The sequence below is a fragment of the Oxalobacteraceae sp. CFBP 8761 genome (assembly GCA_014841595.1).
GTDB lineage: Bacteria > Pseudomonadota > Gammaproteobacteria > Burkholderiales > Burkholderiaceae_D > Telluria.
In genome coordinates, this window is sequence record JACYUE010000001.1 from 1,387,665 (window position 1) to 1,405,337 (window position 17,673).

16 protein-coding genes are annotated in these 17,673 nt (G+C 65.8%); 13 read left to right on the forward strand and 3 right to left on the reverse strand.

Annotation, left to right across the window (positions count from 1 at the left end):
- The first annotated feature begins 97 nt into the window (after positions 1 to 97).
- The 10 genes from IFU00_06105 (at position 98) to IFU00_06150 (ending at position 12,279) form a co-directional block, all read left to right on the forward strand.
- Positions 98 to 454, forward strand: coding sequence for a hypothetical protein (locus IFU00_06105; protein MBD8541859.1), 357 nt, complete (start codon positions 98 to 100; stop codon positions 452 to 454).
- Positions 455 to 536: 82 nt separating this feature from the next.
- The gene (locus IFU00_06110; protein MBD8541860.1) at positions 537 to 1,817 is read left to right on the forward strand and encodes a TolC family protein; all 1,281 of its coding nucleotides are present in this window, start codon (positions 537 to 539) and stop codon (positions 1,815 to 1,817) included.
- Positions 1,814 to 3,004, forward strand: a complete 1,191-nt coding sequence (locus IFU00_06115; protein ID MBD8541861.1) for an efflux RND transporter periplasmic adaptor subunit — start codon at positions 1,814 to 1,816, stop codon at positions 3,002 to 3,004. Before IFU00_06110 ends, IFU00_06115 begins: the two co-directional genes overlap by 4 nt.
- Positions 2,994 to 6,170: a CusA/CzcA family heavy metal efflux RND transporter gene (locus IFU00_06120; GenBank protein MBD8541862.1), complete on the forward strand. Its 3,177-nt coding sequence runs from the start codon at positions 2,994 to 2,996 to the stop codon at positions 6,168 to 6,170. Before IFU00_06115 ends, IFU00_06120 begins: the two co-directional genes overlap by 11 nt.
- Before the next feature lie 127 nt (positions 6,171 to 6,297).
- Positions 6,298 to 7,164: an STAS domain-containing protein gene (locus tag IFU00_06125; protein ID MBD8541863.1), complete on the forward strand. Its 867-nt coding sequence runs from the start codon at positions 6,298 to 6,300 to the stop codon at positions 7,162 to 7,164.
- A 10-nt stretch (positions 7,165 to 7,174) separates the two neighbouring features.
- A complete protein-coding gene (locus tag IFU00_06130; protein ID MBD8541864.1) occupies positions 7,175 to 7,531 on the forward strand; it encodes an STAS domain-containing protein in 357 nt (118 codons plus the stop codon).
- Complete coding sequence (locus tag IFU00_06135; GenBank protein ID MBD8541865.1) at positions 7,531 to 7,998, forward strand: anti-sigma regulatory factor; 468 nt, start codon at positions 7,531 to 7,533, stop codon at positions 7,996 to 7,998. Before IFU00_06130 ends, IFU00_06135 begins: the two co-directional genes overlap by 1 nt.
- A complete protein-coding gene (locus IFU00_06140; GenBank protein MBD8541866.1) occupies positions 7,986 to 9,014 on the forward strand; it encodes a SpoIIE family protein phosphatase in 1,029 nt (342 codons plus the stop codon). The genes IFU00_06135 and IFU00_06140 overlap by 13 nt, the downstream gene beginning before the upstream one ends.
- Complete coding sequence (locus IFU00_06145) at positions 9,011 to 10,387, forward strand: sensor histidine kinase (GenBank protein MBD8541867.1); 1,377 nt, start codon at positions 9,011 to 9,013, stop codon at positions 10,385 to 10,387. The genes IFU00_06140 and IFU00_06145 overlap by 4 nt, the downstream gene beginning before the upstream one ends.
- The gene (locus IFU00_06150; GenBank protein MBD8541868.1) at positions 10,384 to 12,279 is read left to right on the forward strand and encodes a response regulator; all 1,896 of its coding nucleotides are present in this window, start codon (positions 10,384 to 10,386) and stop codon (positions 12,277 to 12,279) included. The genes IFU00_06145 and IFU00_06150 overlap by 4 nt, the downstream gene beginning before the upstream one ends.
- Before the next feature lie 12 nt (positions 12,280 to 12,291).
- Here the strand turns inward: IFU00_06150 and modC are convergent, their stop codons facing one another.
- From modC to modA, 3 genes are read right to left on the reverse strand one after another with little or no spacing between them, the layout of a single operon-like run.
- Positions 12,292 to 13,368, reverse strand: a complete 1,077-nt coding sequence (gene modC / locus IFU00_06155; protein ID MBD8541869.1) for a molybdenum ABC transporter ATP-binding protein — start codon at positions 13,366 to 13,368, stop codon at positions 12,292 to 12,294.
- Entirely contained in the window at positions 13,365 to 14,048 is a 684-nt protein-coding gene (gene modB, locus IFU00_06160; GenBank protein MBD8541870.1) for a molybdate ABC transporter permease subunit, read from the reverse strand. The genes modC and modB overlap by 4 nt, the downstream gene beginning before the upstream one ends.
- A gap of 4 nt (positions 14,049 to 14,052) precedes the next feature.
- Positions 14,053 to 14,796 (reverse strand): molybdate ABC transporter substrate-binding protein, encoded by a 744-nt coding sequence (modA, locus tag IFU00_06165; protein ID MBD8541871.1) that lies wholly within the window; start codon positions 14,794 to 14,796, stop codon positions 14,053 to 14,055.
- Between the two features lie 61 nt (positions 14,797 to 14,857).
- Between modA and IFU00_06170 the strand changes: the two genes are divergently transcribed.
- The 3 genes from IFU00_06170 (at position 14,858) to IFU00_06180 (ending at position 17,607) form a co-directional block, all read left to right on the forward strand.
- Positions 14,858 to 15,664, forward strand: a complete 807-nt coding sequence (locus IFU00_06170) for a TOBE domain-containing protein (GenBank protein MBD8541872.1) — start codon at positions 14,858 to 14,860, stop codon at positions 15,662 to 15,664.
- A gap of 43 nt (positions 15,665 to 15,707) precedes the next feature.
- Positions 15,708 to 16,316, forward strand: a complete 609-nt coding sequence (locus tag IFU00_06175; protein MBD8541873.1) for a PH domain-containing protein — start codon at positions 15,708 to 15,710, stop codon at positions 16,314 to 16,316.
- 922 nt (positions 16,317 to 17,238) lie between these two features.
- On the forward strand, positions 17,239 to 17,607 hold the full coding sequence (locus IFU00_06180; protein ID MBD8541874.1) for a hypothetical protein: 369 nt from the start codon (positions 17,239 to 17,241) through the stop codon (positions 17,605 to 17,607).
- Positions 17,608 to 17,673 lie beyond the last annotated feature (66 nt).

Sequence of the window (17,673 nt, forward strand, 5' to 3'; positions counted from 1 at the left end):
GCGACGATAATCCTTGACCCTCCAGCCGCTACAGGGTATTTAATGGCATCTGGCGCGCGATCATCCGGTCGCGCGCCATTCGACAACGACCGATCCGATGCGCCGTCTTTTCCTCATCCTGCTGCTGTTCGCCATGCCCTTCCAGGCCGCCTGGGCGGCGGGTGCTGCCTATTGCACGCACAATGAAAAGACGATGCACCCGGGCCACCACACCCACAAGCATTCGTCCTCGACCGCGAGCGCGTCATCGACTGCCACCCAGGATGACGCCAGCCCGGCCGACCCGTGCAACGACTGCGACGCCTGCCATCATCTGTCGGCCAGCGCAGTCCTGTCGTCGCAACCCAATCTGCCCCTGCCCAAGGGGGCGCCGCACCTGCGCGGCGAAACACGGCGCTACGTCTCGCACGTGCCCGACCTGATCCCGCCACCCGACCGCCTGCTGCGCATCTAGCGCGGCGAACCTCCATCGCCGGCCCGCCACGCGCGGCCGCCCGATTGCCTTCGCCGGACATTCACCCGTTCGGAGCACCATCATGAAACACCGTTTGACACCGCCGCTGGCGGCGTTCGCCATGGCGTGCGCGCTGGCCTCCATTGGCCTGCCACTTGCCGCCCAGGCCGCGCCCATGGCTGCCGCCGTGGCCGTACCCCTGCAGCCCTTGACGCTCGACGCCGCCATCGCGCTGGCCCTGCGTTTGAATCCGACGCTGCGCGCGGCCGGCCAGGAAGTCGCCGCGCAACAGGGCGCACTGACCCAGGCCGGGGCGCGGCCCAATCCCGAGCTCGAGTTGCTGCGCGAGGGCACGCGGGGAGACAGCCGCACGACCACGGCGCTGTTGACCATTCCAGTGGAACTGGGCGGCAAGCGCGCCGCGCGCATCGATGCGGCGCGCCACGAAGGCCAGCTGGCGGCGCTGGCGCTGAACGCCGAGCAGGCGCGCGTGCGCGCCGATGTGATTGCCGCGTTCCACGACGTCGTGTCTGCGCTGGCGCGCGAACGCATGTCGCAGGAACTGGTGAATCTCGCTGGCCGCGCGCTGGATGCCGCCGGCAAGCGGGTCGATGCCGGCACCCTGTCGCCCGTCGAGCAGACCCGCGCCCGTGTGGCGCAGGGCAGCGCGCGCATCGAGGCGCTGCAGGCGGCGCGCGCGCTGGAGGCAGCGCGTATCCAGCTCGCAGCGCTGTGGGCGGGTGACGCGCGCGGACTCGTGGTCGTCGAGCCCGAGGCTGTCACGCTGCCCGTGCTGCCGCCGCTCGACCGGTTGCTGGCACAACTGGACGCCGCACCCGGCATGCGCCATGCCAAGGTGAACATCGAGCACAGGCAGGCGCTGGCCCGGCTCGAACAGGCGCGCCGCACGCCGGACATCAGCGTGATCGTCGGCGCCCAGCGCGAAGGGCCCGATGCCCGCAACCGCACCGTGCTGGGCCTGTCGGTGCCGCTGCCGCTGTTCAATCGCAACGATGGCGCCGTCCTGGATGCGCTGCGCCGCGTCGACAAGGCGCAGGACGAACAGGATGCGCAAGCTGCCCGCCTGCGCGCTGAACTGGGCCAGGCCCATGCGAGACTTGGCACAGCGCTGGCCGAATGCGCGCTGATCGCGACCGACATCCTGCCGGGTGCGCAGGACGCGCAGCGCGCCGCCAGCCGCGGCTTCGAGCTTGGCAAGTTCGGCCTGATCGACGTGCTCGACGCCCAGCGCGTACTGGCGCAATCCACCTACCAATACCTCAATGCCGTCGCCGAGAGCCATCGCGCGCAGGCCGATATCGCACGCCTGCTGGGACAGGCAGCCGTGCAGGAGAACCCATGAACAAGCAGCAAACCCGCATCATCGTCATCATGCTGGCCATCGCGCTGGCGCTGGCCGCCTTTGTCATGCTGCGCGACCGCGCGCAGCCGGCAGGCGCCGAGCATGACGAACACGCCGAACAGGGCGAACACGCCGAAGAAAAAGAAGGAACACACGCCGACGACGGCGTCATTCACTTTACGCCGAACCAGATCACCGTGGCCGGCATCACCGTTGCCACGGCCGGCCCGAAGCACCTGGACACCTTCATCCGCATGCCGGGCCAGATCGCGCTGAACGAAGACCGTACCGCCCACGTCACGCCGCGCGCGGCTGGTTCAGTGCGCGACGTCAGCGCCGACCTGGGCCAGCAGGTACGCAAGGACCAGGTCCTGGCCAGCATCGCCAGTGCCGACATCGCCGGCCAGCGCGGCGCGCTGACGGCGGCGCAAAAGCGCGTGGACTATGCGCGCCGGACCGTGGCGACCGAGCGCACACTGTGGGAAGAAAAGATCACGGCGCGCCAGGATCTGCTGAAAGCCGAGCAGGAACTGGTCGAGGCCGAAGTCGCGCGCGATACCGTGCGCCAGCAACTGCAAGCGCTGGGCGCTGCGGGTGGCGGCGGCTCGAATCTGCTCGCCATCCGCGCGCCGTTCGACGGCATCATCGTCGAAAAGCACATCACGCTGGGCGAAGTGGTGGGCGCCGATACGCGCGTGTTCACGCTGACCGACCTGTCGACCGTGTGGGCCGACGTGGTGGTGCCGGCACGTGACCTGGACATCGTGCGCGTCGGTACGACCGCCGTGATCCGTTCGATTGCCTCGGATACGACGGCGCCCGGCAAGGTGAGCTTTGTCAGTTCGCTGGTGGGCGAGGCGTCGCGCTCGGCCAAGGCGCGCGTGGTGCTGGCCAATCCGGGCGCCGCGTGGCGGCCAGGCCTGGCCGTGAACGTCGACATCGTGACCGGCTCGAGCGACGTGCCAGTGGCGGTCGCGCGCGAGGCAATCCAGACCGTCGATACACGGCAGGTAGTCTACAAGCGCGTCAAGGAAGGCTTCATCGCGCAGCCTGTCAGCACCGGCCGCGCGGATGCACGCTTCATCGAGATCACGGCCGGCCTGAATCCGGGCGACACCTACGCCGCCAGCGGCAGCTTCACAGTCAAGGCCGAACAGGGCAAGGGCGAGGCCAGCCATGAACACTGACCTGCAAGCTTCCACCTGGTTCGACCGCCTCATTGCGCTCAGTATCGAGCGCCGCTGGCTGGTGCTGCTGGCCGTGCTGGCAATGGCGGCCATCGGCATCTACAACTACGGCCGCCTGCCGATCGACGCCGTGCCCGACGTGACCAACGTCCAGGTGCAGATCAACACGGCCGCGCCGGGCTACTCGCCGCTCGAGGTCGAGCAGCGCATCACCTATCCGGTCGAGGCGGTGCTGGCCGGCCTGCCGCACCTGGAAACCTACCGCTCGCTGTCGCGCTATGGCCTGTCGCAGGTGACGGTGGTGTTCGACGAGGGGACCGACATCCACTTCGCGCGCCAGCTCGTGAGCCAGCGCCTGCAGGATGCGCGCGAGAACCTGCCGGCCGGCGTGGTGCCGGCGCTGGGGCCGATCGCCACGGGCCTGAGTGAGATCTACCAATGGACCGTAGAGACCGAGCCGGGTGCGAAAAAGCCCGATGGCACGCCTTACACGCCGACCGACCTGCGCGAGATCCAGGACTGGATCATCAAGCCGCAACTGCGCACGGTGCCGGGTGTAACCGACATCAACTCCATCGGCGGCTTCGACAAGGAATACCTGGTGGCCCCGAATACGGCCACGCTGTCGTCGTACGGGCTGGAACTGATCGACATCGTGCACGCGCTCGAGCGCAACAACAGCAATGTCGGCGCCGGCTACATCGAGCGCGAGGGCGAGCAGTACCTGGTGCGCGCGCCGGGCCAGGCCGCGTCGATCGACGACATCGGCAATATCGTCGTCACCAGCGTCAACGGGATTCCGGTGCGCGTGCGCGACGTCGCCGAAGTGGGCATCGGGCGCGAGCTGCGTACCGGCGCCGCCACGGAGAACGGCGTCGAGGTGGTGCTGGGCACTGTCGTCATGCTGATCGGCGAGAACAGCCGCAAGGTGGCGCAGGCGGTCGACGCGCGCATGCTCGAGATCAACCGTAGTCTGCCGAAGGGCGTCAAGGCGGTCACCGTCTATGACCGCACGGTGCTGGTCGAGAAGGCGATTGCCACCGTGCGCAAGAATCTCGTCGAGGGCGCGATCCTCGTCATCGCCGTGCTGTTTTTCTTTCTGGGGAACCTGCGCGCGGCGCTGCTCACGGCGCTGGTGATTCCGCTGGCGATGCTGTTTACGTTCTCCGGCATGGTCGCCGGCGGCGTCAGCGCCAACCTGCTCAGCCTGGGCGCGCTGGACTTTGGCATCATCGTCGACGGCGCCGTCGTCATCGTCGAAAACTGCGTGCGCCGGCTGGCCGGCGCCCAGCACCGGCTCGGGCGCCTGCTCACCCGCGAAGAGCGCTTTGCCGAAGTCTTCGCCGCCGCGCGCGAGGCCAGGCGGCCCCTGATCTACGGGCAGTTGATCATCATGATCGTGTATCTGCCGATCTTTGCGCTCACTGGCATCGAGGGCAAGATGTTCCACCCGATGGCGTTCACGGTGGTGTTCGCGCTGCTGGGCGCGATGATCCTGTCGGTGACGTTCGTGCCGGCCGCCGTGGCGCTGTTCATTGGCCGCAAGGTCGCCGAAAAGGACAGCCGCGTCATGCTGGCCGCGCGCCGCTGGTACGCGCCGGCGCTCGACTATGCGCTGGCCAACCGCGCCGTGGTGCTGGTGTTTGCCGGCCTGGTGATCGCGCTGGCGGTGCTGATGGCCACGCGCCTGGGCACCGAATTTGCGCCGAATCTCGACGAGGGCGACATGGCCGTGCTGACGGTCCGTGTGCCGGGCACGAGCCTGACCCAGTCGGTCAGGATGCAGCAGCAGATCGAGACGACGCTGATGCGCGAAGTGCCCGAGATCGCGCGCGTGTTCGCCCGCATCGGCACGGCCGAAATCGCGTCCGACCCGATGCCGCCCAGCGTGGCCGACAGCTATATCATTTTCAAGCCCGAGTCCGCGTGGCCCAGGCCAAGACGTTCGCGCGCCGCCGTGCAAGAGGCGATCCGCACGGCGCTCGAACGCCTGCCCGGCAACAGCTACGAATTCAGCCAGCCGATCCAGCTGCGCGTGAACGAACTGATTTCGGGCGTGCGCAGCGACGTCGCCGTCAAGCTGTTCGGCGACGACCTGGGGGTGCTGGAAGCGACCGCTGGCCAGATCGCGGCCAGTCTGCGCACGGTGCCTGGCGCGGCCGAGGTGCAGGTCGAGGCGACGTCCGGCCTGCCGATCCTGCAGATCCGGGTCGACCGCGAGCGCGCCGCGCGCATGGGCCTGAACATCGGCGACGTGCAGGAAATGATCGCGACCGCCACCGCCGGGCGCGTGGCCGGTACCCTGTTCGAAGGTGACCGCCGCTTCGACATCGTGGTGCGTCTGCCGGAAGACAGGCGCTCCGACATCGACGCGCTGCGCCGGCTGCCGGTGGCATTGCCCGGCACGAAGGAGGGAGGACACAGCTTCATCACGCTGGGCGAAATCGCCACTTTCGACGTCGCACCTGGCCCGAACCAGCTCAGTCGCGAAGAAGGCAAGCGCCGCGTGGTCATCACTGCCAACGTGCGCGGGCGCGACATCGGCTCGTTCGTCGCGGCAGCGCAGGCGCGCATCGCCGAAGACGTACGGATCGCTCCCGGCTACTGGACGGCCTGGGGCGGCCAGTTCGAGCACCTGACCGCTGCCGCCGAGCGCCTGCGCCTGATCGTGCCGGCCTCGCTGCTGCTGGTGTTCGTGCTGCTGTACCTGGTTTTCAACAACCTGCGCGATGGCCTGCTGGTGTTCACCGGGATTCCGTTCGCGCTGGCCGGCGGCGTGGCCGCGCTGTGGGCGCGCGGCATCCCGTTGTCGATGTCGGCGGCGGTGGGCTTCATCGCGCTCTCGGGTGTGGCGGTGCTCAATGGCCTGGTGCTGATCGCGTTCATCCGCAGCCTGCGCGAAGAGGGAGTGGCGCTACCCGATGCAGTGCGCGATGGCGCCCTGGCACGCCTGCGGCCGGTGCTGATGACGGCGCTGGTGGCCTCGCTGGGCTTCGTACCGATGGCGCTGGCGACCGGCACCGGCGCCGAGGTCCAGCGCCCGCTCGCCACGGTGGTCATCGGCGGGGTGTTGTCGTCGACCGTGCTGACGTTGTTATTGCTGCCCGTGTTGTATGAATGGGCTCACCGTGCAGGCCTGCGCACAGCGCGTAAAAATATCCTCTAGTCAATAGAACAAGGCCGATTGTCTACATCGGAAATGGTATAGTTGGATTTTTACCAGCACTCTGCCACAGCAGCCCGGAATGATCGGGATATTGTGCGGCGCCACCTATTATTTGAGGACACGACAGATGAGCATGAACGATTATGCGGACCGGATCAGCCAGGCGATTCTTGCAGAAGAATCAGGGATTGGCGCAGAATGGCTCGCCCAGCTGGAGTCGATCACGGTGCGCAGCAGCGGCGCGGCGCGCGAGCAGTTGCGCGCCCATTGCCAGCAGCTGCTGAAGGCGTTCGCAGTCGCGACCCGCAGCGGTGAACTCGAGAACATCGAGCACCGTTCGTGGGACGAAGTGCGCGACCTGCTCAGCGAAATCTCGGCCACCCGCGCCAAGGCCGGCTCCACCCCGGCCGAAACGGCAACGCTCGTGTTCTCGCTCAAGCAGCCGCTGTTCGCGCGCCTGCGCGACGCGTTCGAGAGCGATGCCGATGGCCTGGCGACAGCATCATGGACCGTCAACACGCTGATCGACAAGCTGGGCCTGTACACGATCGAAGTGTTCCAGAAAACGAAGGACCAGATCATCGTGCGCCAGCAGCAGGAGCTGCTCGAGCTGTCCACGCCCGTGGTCAAGCTGTGGAACGGCATCCTGGCGCTGCCGCTGATCGGCACCCTCGATTCGGCCCGCACCCAGGTGGTGATGGAAAACATCCTGCAAAAGATCGTCGACACGGGCGCCATCATCGCGATCATCGACATCACCGGCGTGCCGACCGTCGACACGCTCGTGGCCCAGCACCTGATGAAGACCATCGCGGCCGCGCGCCTGATGGGCGCCGACTGCATCATCAGCGGCATCCGCCCGCAGATCGCGCAAACCATCGTGCACCTGGGCGTGAACCTGGAAGACGTGATCACCAAGGCCACGCTGGCCGACGCCTTCCTGGTCGCGCTCGAGCGCACCGGTGCGTCGATCATGATCAAGAACGCAGCCTGAGGCGAGTGCTATGGAACGTATCCCGATCCTGCGCATGGGCGACCTGTTGCTGGTGACGATCCAGGTCGACATGCATGACCGCCTGGCGATGCAATTGCAGGACGATCTGACCCAGCGCATCGTCAGCGACAGTGCCAAGGGCGTCCTGATCGACATCTCGGCGCTCGACCTGGTCGACTCCTTCATCGGCCGCATGATCAGCAATACCGCCGCCATGGCGCGCGTGCTCGACGCCCGCACCGTGGTGGTGGGCATGCAGCCGGCGGTGGCGATCACGCTGGTCGAACTCGGATTGACCCTGCATGGCGTTCAGACGGCGCTCAATGTCGAGAAGGGCATGGCCCTGCTCGGAAAGAGCTATCGATAATGGTCGACGCGCAAACCCAGACGGTGCTGTTCGAGACACCGCTGCTGGAGCATCGCCGCGCGCAGCGCACCGGCCGCGTGACCTTGCGCCTGCGCTCGGATGAAGACGTGGTGGGCGTGCGCAAGCAGGTGCGCGAACGCGCAGTGGCGATCGGTCTCTCGCTGGTCGACCAGACCAAGCTGGTGACGGCGGCCAGTGAACTGGCACGCAATACCATCAAATACGGCGGCGGCGGCGAGGTGCATCTCGATGCCTTCGACGACGGCGCGCGCCTTGGCATCGGGCTGTTGTTCGTCGACGCCGGCCAGGGCATCCCGAATATCGAGAGCGCACTGCGTGACGGTTTCACCACTGGCGGCGGCCTGGGCCTCGGCCTGGGAGGCTCCAAGCGGCTGGTCGACGAATTCGACATCGACAGCCGTCCGAAGGAGGGCACTGCGGTGCTGATTATCAAATGGAAACGCTGATCAGTTCTCAGTCGTCGCACTTCGTCTTTACCCTCACCCATGCCAGCGATGTCGCGGCCGTGCGCCGCGCCGGCCAGAAGGTCGCCGACTCGCTGGGCTTCAATGAAGTCAAGGCCGGCCAGCTGGCCCTGATCATCACCGAAGCTGCCACCAACATCCTCAAGCACGCCGGCGAAGGCGCCATGCACGTCGGTCCGGCGCAGTCGCCGGCCGGCATCGGCGTCGATGTGCTGGCGCTCGACAAGGGCCCCGGCATCGCCGACATCGACAACTGCCTGCTCGATGGGGTTTCGAGCGCCGGCACCGCCGGCACCGGCCTGGGCGCGCTTTTGCGCCTGTCCGATGAATTCGACGTGTACACGCGGCGCGGCGAAGGCACGGCATTCTTCATGCGCCTGTGGCGCGACGAACCGGCGCCGCATCCGAGCGGCGTGGAAGTGGGCGCGCTGTGGGCGCCGATCGCCGGCGAAGACGAATGCGGCGATGGCTGGGCCGTCTCGTGCGGCGACGATGGCGCCACCATCCTGGCCTGCGATGGCCTGGGCCACGGCCCGAATGCGGCGGCGGCGACGAATGCGGCGATCGATGCACTCGCCAAGTGCGGCCCGGTCGGCGCCGGCGAGATGGTGCACGTGGCGCACGAGGCATTGCGCGGCACGCGCGGCGCCGCCCTCGCGGCGGCGCGCATTGATTTCTACAAGGACGAACTGAGTTTCGCCGGCGTGGGCAATATCGCCGGCGTCGTGATCGACGACGACCGGCGCGCGCTGGTCTCGCACAACGGCATCGTCGGCGCCAATATGCGCAAGGTGCAGGAGTTCGCGGTGCCGTTTCCCGCCGGGGCGCTGTGCATCCTGTGCTCGGACGGCATCCAGACCCAGTGGGATCTGCACAAGTATCCGGGCCTGCACGGGCGCGCGCCGGCGCTGATCGCCGCGGTGCTGATGCGCGACTTCATTCGCGGCCGTGACGACGCGATGGTCGTTGTCGTGCGCCGGGCAGCGAGCCTCCCATGACATCCCTGCGCATCCTCAGCGTTGGCCTGGACAGCGAGCAGGATGTGGTACTGGTGCGCCAGCGTGCGCGCCAGATCTCGGCCATGCTGGGATTGTCGCAGCAGGACCAGGTGCGGGTTGGCACGGCGGTGTCCGAAGTGGCGCGCGGCGCCAGCTACCAGGGCCCCGGCGGGCGCGCCGTGTTCCAGCTGTGTGAACGCGACGGGCGTCAGCATCTCGAAGTCCTGGTCAGCGCCGGGCGGCCCCGCAATGGCCGTGCAGGCGACGCCACGTTTGGCGAAATTGGCCCCGAGTCGCTGCGCGAACTGGCGATCGTCACCGCCCATCGCCTGATGGACGCGTGCGAAGTCGATCCCGGTGAAACCGGCGCGGCCAACGTCACGGTGCGCAAGGCGCTGCCGGTGCACGAGCGCATCACGCCGGCGCGGCTGGCTGAAATCGGCGCGCGCCTGGCCGACAGCCCGGATGCCACCCCGCTGCACGAGCTGCAGATGCAGAACCAGGAGCTGCTGTCGACTCTGGCCGAGCTGCGCGAACGCCAGGAAGACCTGATGTCGCTCACGCGCGAGCTGGAAGACACTAACCGCGGCATCGTGGCGCTGTACGCCGAGATCGAAGACAAGGCCGAGCGCCTGCGCCGCGCCGACGAAATGAAGTCGCGCTTCCTGTCCAACACGAGCCACGAACTGCGCACGCCGCTGTCGTCGATCCGCGCGCTGGCCCAGTTGCTGCTCAACCGGATGGACGGCGACCTGACCGAGGAACAGGAGCGCCAGGTGAGCTTCATCGCCACCGCGGCCAACGACTTGTCCGAGCTGGTGAATGACCTGCTCGACCTGGCCAAGATTGAAGCGGGGCGGGTGCAGGTACAGGTCGAGCCAGTGGTGGTCGAGAACCTGTTCCGCGCGCTCAAGGGGATGCTGCGTCCGCTGGTGGACGAGGCGCGCGTCGAACTGGTGTTCGAGCCGTCCGGCGTGAGCGAGCCCCTGTATTCGGACGAAGGCAAGATTTCGCAGATCCTGCGCAACTTCATTTCGAACGCGCTGAAATTCACCGAGCAGGGCTCGGTGCTGGTGTTTGCCGCGCATGATCCCGAGGCCGACACCATTGCATTTGCCGTGGCCGATACCGGCATCGGCATCAGCCACGACAACCTGCAACTCATTTTTGAAGAATTCAGCCAGATCGAGCATCCGCTGCAACGGCGCAGCAAGGGCACCGGTCTCGGTCTGCCCCTGTGCCGCAAGCTGGCCGAACTGCTCGGCGGGCGGGTCGACGTGGCCAGCACCGTCGGTGTCGGTTCGACCTTCACGCTGACCCTGCCGCGCAGCCTGGCGCCGACGCCATCAGCATTTGACACCACAGGATCATGAACTCCCATCCGACCCAGATTCTCAACGTTGACGACAACGACGGCGCGCGCTACGCCAAGACCCGCATCCTGCAAAGCGCCGGCTTCGAGGTGCTGGAAGCGGCCAACGGCACCGACGCGCTGGAGATCGTGCGCAACACGTTGCCGGCGCTCGTGCTGCTGGACGTGAAGCTGCCCGACATCAACGGCATCGAAGTGTGCCGCCGTATCAAGGCCGAATCGGACAGCAGCACGGTGCTGGTGCTGCAGACGTCGGCCGCGCTGACGGGCCGCGCCGACAAGATCCGCGGCCTGGAAGGCGGCGCCGACAACTACCTGGCCGCGCCGATCGAGGCCGATGAACTGATCGCCAACGTCAATGCGCTGCTGCGCATGCGCCAGATCCAGGTTGACCTGCGCGACAGTGAAGAGCGCTTCCGCCAGCTGACCGACAATATCGACGACGTGTTCTGGATGTTCTCGGTGCCGGCGCGCGAGGTGGTGTATGTCAGCCCGGCGTATGCCATCGTGTGGGGCCGCAGCGCCGAGGCGCTGGGCGAGCAGCCCGACGACTGGCTCGCGGCCGTGCACCAGGACGACCGCGCGCGCATGGCGGCGCGCTGGGAACGCGTGGCATTCGAAGCCCACTACGACGACGAGTTCCGCATCGCCGGCGCCGACGGCCAGGTGCGCTGGGTGCGCGACCGCGTGTTCCCGGTGCGCGATGCACGCGGCCAGGTGGTGCGGGTGGCGCGCGTGACCAGCGACATCACGGGCCGGCGCGAGATGGAGGCGCTGCTGCGCGCCGCCGACAGCAACAAGAACCAGTTTTTGGCGACGCTGGCGCACGAGCTGCGCAATCCACTGAGCCCGATCCGCAACGCGGCCGCGCTGCTGGGCGCCATCGGTGAAGGGGCGGCCGAGCGCCAGGCGCATGCACGCGACGTGATCACGCGCCAGGTCGATCACCTGGCGCACCTGGTGGATGACCTGCTGGACGTGGCCCGCATCTCCGAGGGCAAGATCGTGCTGCGCAATGAAGAAGTCGACATCAACGGCGTGATCGCCCAGGCCATCGAGACGGCTGCGCCTTTGATCAACGCGCGCGGGCATCACCTGAGCGTCGAGCAGCCGGACCACCAGATCTGGGTCTCGGGCGACCCGGTACGCCTGGCCCAGTCGGTCGGCAACCTGCTGCACAACGCGGCCAAGTTCACGCCCACCGGCGGCCAAATTCACCTGGCGGTGCGCGTTACCGACAGTGCGCGCGTGTGCATTTCGGTGCGCGACAACGGCATCGGCATCGCCAAGGACAACCTGCCACGCATCTTCGGCATGTTCACCCAGGTCGAGGTGCCGCCCGACCGCGCGCCGGAGGGCCTCGGTATCGGCCTGTCGCTGGTGTCGCACCTGCTTGAACTGCATGGCGGCCATCTGTCGGCCACCAGCGAGGGCATTGGCCTTGGCAGCACATTCATGGTCGACCTGCCGCTGCTGCATGTCGGCGCCGGCGCAGACGATGCGACGGCAATGCAACCAACTCCCGAGTCGCAGAGCGGCGGCATGCGCGTGCTGCTGGTGGACGACAACGTCGATGCGATGGAGATGATGGGCTTTTTGCTGGCCGAGATGGGCTACGAGGCGCATACCACCGCCGACGCCAACGAGATCGAAGAGTTGGCCGCGCGCCACGAGCCGCACGTGATCGTGCTCGATATCGGCTTGCCGGGCGTGGATGGCTACCAGGTGGCGCGCCGCATCAAGAGCAATCCGCAGCTGGCGCATATCCGCCTGGTGGCGCATACCGGCTACGGCTCGCCGGAAGACCGCCGCCGCGCGCAGGAGGCCGGGTTCGATGCGCATCTGGTCAAGCCGGCCGAGTTGTCCGATCTGGAAGCGGCGCTGCGGGGCTAACCCGGTTCAGTTTCAGGCCAGCAGCGCCACGGCCTTTACCTGTGCCCATACCGCGCAGCCCGGCGCGATCGCCAGTTCGCGCCGCGAACGCTCGGTGATCCGCGCCAGCAGCGCGGTTTCACCGACCAGCAAACGCACCAGCACCTGGCCGGGCGCGCCGCTCGGGCCGACCGCATCGACCCGCGCCGGCAGGATATTCGTGATGCTGCTGCCGCGTGGCCGCTCCAGCGCCAGGCTCACATCGCGCGCATGGATGCGGCAGCGCACACGGGTGCCGATGGCGACGTCGCGCTGGCCCACCAGCAGCACGCCGCCGGCAAAGGCCAGGTGCGACAGGCCATCGGCGTCGTGCGCTTGCAGCGTCGTTTCCAGCATCACGCCGGCGTCGTCCTGAAAATTCGCCGCCAGGTCCAGCCGCGCAAGCGTCGCGGCCAACGGGCCGCTGGCCAGCACCCGGCCTTCTTCCAGCACCACCAGATGATCGGCCAGGCGTGCCACTTCGTCGGCCGCGTGGCTGACGTAGACGACCGGCAGCGCCAGTTCGCCGTGCAGGCGTTCGAGGTAGGGCAGGATTTCGAGTTTGCGCCGCATGTCGAGCGCAGCGAGCGGCTCGTCCATCAACAGCAGGCGGGGCGAGGCAAGCAGCGTGCGCGCAATGGCCGCGCGCTGGCGCTCGCCGCCCGACAGCGTGGCGGGACTGGCATCGAGCAGGCGTTCGATGCCGAGCAGTTCGGCCACCGCCAGCAGGTCGAAGCGGCGCTCGGCGGGTTTGAGGCGTTTGCGTCCGAACTCGAGATTGGCGCGCACGGAGAGGTGCGGGAACAGGCTCGCTTCCTGGAACACGTAGCCGATACCGCGTTCGTGGGTCGGCACGAATAGCTTGCGCGCATCGTCCTGCCACACCTCATCGCCCAGCGCGACGCGGGCGCCGGCCAAGCGCTCCAGGCCCGCCAGCACGCGCAGCAGCGTGGTCTTGCCGGAGCCGGAGTGGCCGAACAGCGCGGTCACGCCGCGCCCGGGCAGGGTCAGGTCGACATCGAGATTGAACGTGCCGCGGTCGATCCGGCATGCGAGCGAGATGGGCTTCATCGCTGCGTTCCCCGCATCGACTGCGGATACAGCGTGTACAAGGTGAGCAGCACGACAAAGCTGAACACCAGCATGCCGCCGGCCAGCCAGTGGGCCTGCGCATATTCCATCGCTTCGACGTGGTCGTAGATTTGCGTGGAGACGACGCGCGTCTTGTCGGGGATATTCCCGCCGATCATGAGCACGACACCGAATTCGCCGATCGTGTGCGCAAAGCCCAGGATCGCGCCGGTGACGAAGCCCGGGCGCGCCAGCGGCACGACCACCGACCAGAACGTGTCCCACGGCCCGGCGCGCAGCGTGGCGGCCACTTCGAGCGGGCGTTCACCGATGGCCTCGAACGCATTCTGCAACGGCTGCACGACGAACGGCAGCGAATAGAACACCGAGGCGATCACGAGGCCCGTGAAGGTGAAGGCGAGGGTGCCCAGGCCCAGCGCGCCGGTGAGTTGCCCGAGCGGGCCGTTCGGCCCCATCGCCAGCAGCAGATAAAAGCCGATCACGGTCGGCGGCAGCACGAGAGGCAGGGCGACGAGCGCGCCGACCACGCGCTTGGCGCGCGAGCGGGTGCGCGCAAGCCACCAAGCCAGCGGCGTGCCAAACAGCAGCAACAGCAGCGTGACGAGGGTCGCGAGCTTGAGCGTCAGCCAGATCGCGGCGAAGTCGGACGCGTCCAGCATGTGCCTAGACTTCGTAGCCGTAGGCGCGGATCAGCGCCTTGGCCTTGTCGGTGCGCAGATAGTCCAGCAGTGCCTGCGCAGCCGGATTCTTCGCGCCGCGGGTCAGCAGCGCGGCATCCTGGCGGATCGGCACGTGCATCGTCGCGGGGACGATCCAGCCCGAACCGGCCGTGAATTTGCCGTCGCGCCAGACCTGTGCTTGCGCTACAAACCCCAGTTCGGCGTTGCCCGTGCTGGCAAACTGGAACGCTTGCGCGATGTTTTCGCCCTGGACGAGGCGTGGTTGCAAACGCGCGGTCAAGCCCAGCTTGTCGATGACGGCGACGGCCGCCGCGCCGTACGGGGCCGTCTTTGGATTGGCGACGGCCAGGTGTTTGAAGTCGCCCGTCCTGAGCACGGCGCCGGTTGCATCGACGTAGTTGGCCTTGGCTGACCACAGCACGAGGCGGCCGACCGCGTAGGTGAAGCGGCTCCTGGCGACGGCATGGCCTTCGGCTTCCAGCCGCGCCGGCGTTTCATCATCGGCCGAGAGCAGCACCTCGAACGGCGCGCCGTTGCGGATCTGCGCATAGAATTTGCCGGTCGCGCCGCTGGCGACGACGGCCTTGTGGCCCGTGTCTCTCTGAAATTGCTCGGCCAGCTTTTCCATCGGGCCGGCAAAGTTGGCGGCCACCGCCACCTGGACTTCGCCAGCATGGGCCGTTCCCAGGCAAGTCACCACGGCGAGCACACTGGCAAGGTATTTCATGTCGTTCCTCAGTCGTAAAAAGCGCTATAGTCGCAAGTATATAACGGATTCTGGAGCGCACATGGATGACAGGCACATCGCTCTCGGGGGCACCGTCTGGATGACGGTCGGTGGCGAGCAGCTCGGCGGCACGAACCGCGTCGGCTTGCTGGCGGCGCTGGCGCAATGCGGTTCGATCACCGCAGCCGCGAAACAGGTTGGCCTGAGTTACAAGGCGGCGTGGGAGGCGATCGACACGATGAACAACCTGGCCGGCGAACCGCTCGTGCAGCGCTCGACGGGCGGCAAGGGTGGCGGCGGCACGCGCCTGACGGCGCGCGGCGCGCAGCTGGTCGAGAACTTCGCCATGATCGAGCAACTGCACCATGATTTTCTGGAGCGGCTCAATCGACAGGCAGAGGGCGTGGCCGACGATGTTTCACTATTTTCGAGGTTCAGGATGCGAACGAGCGCACGCAATCAGTTCTTTGGCACCGTGACGCGCGTTACGGCGGGCGCGGTCAATGACGAGATCGAACTCGCCATCGCCGGCGGACACAAGATCGTCGCCATCGTCACGCGCGAAAGCACCGACAACCTGGCGCTGGCGCCGGGCCGGCAAGTGTTTGCGCTGATCAAGTCGTCGTCCGTGATCGTCATGACGGCGGGCGAGGGCGTGCGGCTGTCGGCGCGCAACCAGCTGGCCGGCACCGTCACGCGCCTGACGCGCGGCGCCGTCAATGCCGAGGTCGTGATTGCGCTCGGCGGTGGCGGCACGGTTGCCGCGACCGTGACCAACGAGAGTGTCGATACGCTGGCGCTGGCCGAGGGCACAGCTGCAACCGCCGTGTTCAAGGCGTCGAGCGTCATTCTTGGGGTGCCCGAATAAACGGTGGTAATGTATCTTTTTTCCCCACCTCTGAAAGGCGATCATGTTCAAGCGTATGGCGGCAGAAGCACTCGGCATCAGCGATATCGGCGTCATTGTCGGCCCGGCCGACTACGGCAATGTCGATGCGGATGACTACCTGTTCACCGAAGACGGCGAACAGATCTTCTTTCTCATCAAAAGCAAGAAGGACGAATACTGCTTTACCAATCTTGGCCTGATCCATGTGGATGGCGACTCGGCCATTTCGTCGAAGCGCGCGATCAAACGCTACGATTACGCGTCGCACCAGATCAGTGGCGTGACCATCGAAACGGCTGGCACGCTCGATATGGATATCGAACTGAAATTCAATCTGGACGACACGAAGTTCTCCATCGACGTCAAGAAAGCGTTCATCGAACAGCTCAAGGACATCTATAAAGCCTTGATCTCGATCGGCAAGCGCCAGCAGCGCGATGCGGTATGCCGCAACAACGCGCTGCGTACGCTGGACGCTACTGCATCGGTGCACAAGCTCAATATCGCACCGGGTGCCGGTGGTCTCGTCAGCCAGTTCGATGAATTGCTGACGGCGTTGAATACCGCGATGCTCGATACTTATACCAAGCGCGATTTCAGCGACGTGTACACCAAGTACATTCACAACTGATCAGGGGGTGGTGGCGGGCCTGAAAGGCTCGCTACTGAACCATGGCGTACCCCACGGTGACAAGGGCCGCAGGTTCATAGACGTTGTGCTGCGCAGAACTGATATCGGCTGTGGCAATAGCCTGTGACTTTTCCGTACTGTCAGCCTGATACACCAAACCAAGCTTTCAAGGGGCACAGATTTGAATATTGAAAAGAAATGGTGGTTCGTTGGCATGGTCTCTTTTGTCACTGCGCTTACGTCAATTCCCTTGTTAATTGGCGCTGGCACGTGGCCTGTCACAGGATTCGCTCAGGGGGTGGTCTCCCTCATGTGTTTTTTCACCCTCAATCGCCTTTTTTCTGCTGTGGGCCGGGTTATTGTGGTGTCCGCATTCCCATCAAAAAAATGGCAATAGCTGAGCGATCATCAGCGTCGGATTGGCAGACGTAGGCGAACAACCCACATAGTCACTGCTGAAGAGACCAAAGGAAGAAGTATGCTGGCTGACCTGATCTTGAATATCCTCGGTCCAATCAGTGCGAAACGGTATCCAGTCGTGCGGATCGCGTTGTGGTTGATCGTTGCTGTCTTTTTAATCCTCCTGATTTATGGTGCATTTGCCCGTTGAACCTCGTCAGGGCCCGGCCCGACACGGGAGTGATGCTGAACGTGCGTATATAAAATCCTCCTTGTCTGCCAAAGTTCTGTGTTCACGATGAATGGGCAGGGTCGGGCCTGACATTTGGACGAGGGCTCTCGCTTAGTACCTTCACTTGGGCATGCATGGACAGAGCTTTTGTTGAGCTCGTGTCTGAATGTCAGACCTGACCCCCGCTGGTAGACCTGACCCCCGCTTGTTTTCTGTTGATATGTTGAGAACGGCCGCATTTTGCGCGCCATGAGAGTAAGCTCGACCACTAGTCATCAAGAAGGCCGATCCATGCGATGCTATGTCTTGATAGTCGAACGAGACCTTCTCATTCGCGAGACCATTCTCGATCTGTTGACGGCATTGGGCCACTCTGGTCTGGGCGCATCGTCACCCGTTCGCGGCCTCAAAATGCTTGAGGTGATGGTGTTTGACGCAATGATGATCAGCCCGGGCGCCACATTGCTTGGCGAGCCGAGCTATGCGATCGATGCAAAAAAGATCCAGCCGCACCTGAAAGTGATCATGGCCGCCGCAGTCGAGCTGCCCGAATATTCGGCGCCGCCAATCGACGCGTTCATTCAAAAACCATTTTCACTGCTGTCACTGGAAGCGACATTGCAAAAGATATTCATCGTGGGCGCGCCACCTGCTGATTGACGTCGGTGTGCGCTGACAGCATACATCGAGGCGTGAGCGGTTTTCTGCCCGGCAAGCGAGCGCTGC

Bases quoted from the DNA above. Each gene is read 5' to 3' on its own strand.
- IFU00_06140 (MBD8541866.1), top strand. From the start codon at position 7,986: ATGGAAACGCTGATCAGTTCTCAGTCGTCGCACTTCGTCTTTACCCTC.
- IFU00_06105 (MBD8541859.1), top strand. From the start codon at position 98: ATGCGCCGTCTTTTCCTCATCCTGCTGCTGTTCGCCATGCCCTTCCAG.
- modB (MBD8541870.1), bottom strand. From the start codon at position 14,048: ATGCTGGACGCGTCCGACTTCGCCGCGATCTGGCTGACGCTCAAGCTC.
- IFU00_06145 (MBD8541867.1), top strand. From the start codon at position 9,011: ATGACATCCCTGCGCATCCTCAGCGTTGGCCTGGACAGCGAGCAGGAT.
- modC (MBD8541869.1), bottom strand. From the start codon at position 13,368: ATGAAGCCCATCTCGCTCGCATGCCGGATCGACCGCGGCACGTTCAAT.
- IFU00_06115 (MBD8541861.1), top strand. From the start codon at position 1,814: ATGAACAAGCAGCAAACCCGCATCATCGTCATCATGCTGGCCATCGCG.
- IFU00_06120 (MBD8541862.1), top strand. From the start codon at position 2,994: ATGAACACTGACCTGCAAGCTTCCACCTGGTTCGACCGCCTCATTGCG.
- IFU00_06130 (MBD8541864.1), top strand. From the start codon at position 7,175: ATGGAACGTATCCCGATCCTGCGCATGGGCGACCTGTTGCTGGTGACG.
- IFU00_06135 (MBD8541865.1), top strand. From the start codon at position 7,531: ATGGTCGACGCGCAAACCCAGACGGTGCTGTTCGAGACACCGCTGCTG.
- IFU00_06180 (MBD8541874.1), top strand. From the start codon at position 17,239: ATGCGATGCTATGTCTTGATAGTCGAACGAGACCTTCTCATTCGCGAG.
- IFU00_06175 (MBD8541873.1), top strand. From the start codon at position 15,708: ATGTTCAAGCGTATGGCGGCAGAAGCACTCGGCATCAGCGATATCGGC.
- IFU00_06170 (MBD8541872.1), top strand. From the start codon at position 14,858: ATGGATGACAGGCACATCGCTCTCGGGGGCACCGTCTGGATGACGGTC.
- modA (MBD8541871.1), bottom strand. From the start codon at position 14,796: ATGAAATACCTTGCCAGTGTGCTCGCCGTGGTGACTTGCCTGGGAACG.
- IFU00_06125 (MBD8541863.1), top strand. From the start codon at position 6,298: ATGAGCATGAACGATTATGCGGACCGGATCAGCCAGGCGATTCTTGCA.
- IFU00_06150 (MBD8541868.1), top strand. From the start codon at position 10,384: ATGAACTCCCATCCGACCCAGATTCTCAACGTTGACGACAACGACGGC.
- IFU00_06110 (MBD8541860.1), top strand. From the start codon at position 537: ATGAAACACCGTTTGACACCGCCGCTGGCGGCGTTCGCCATGGCGTGC.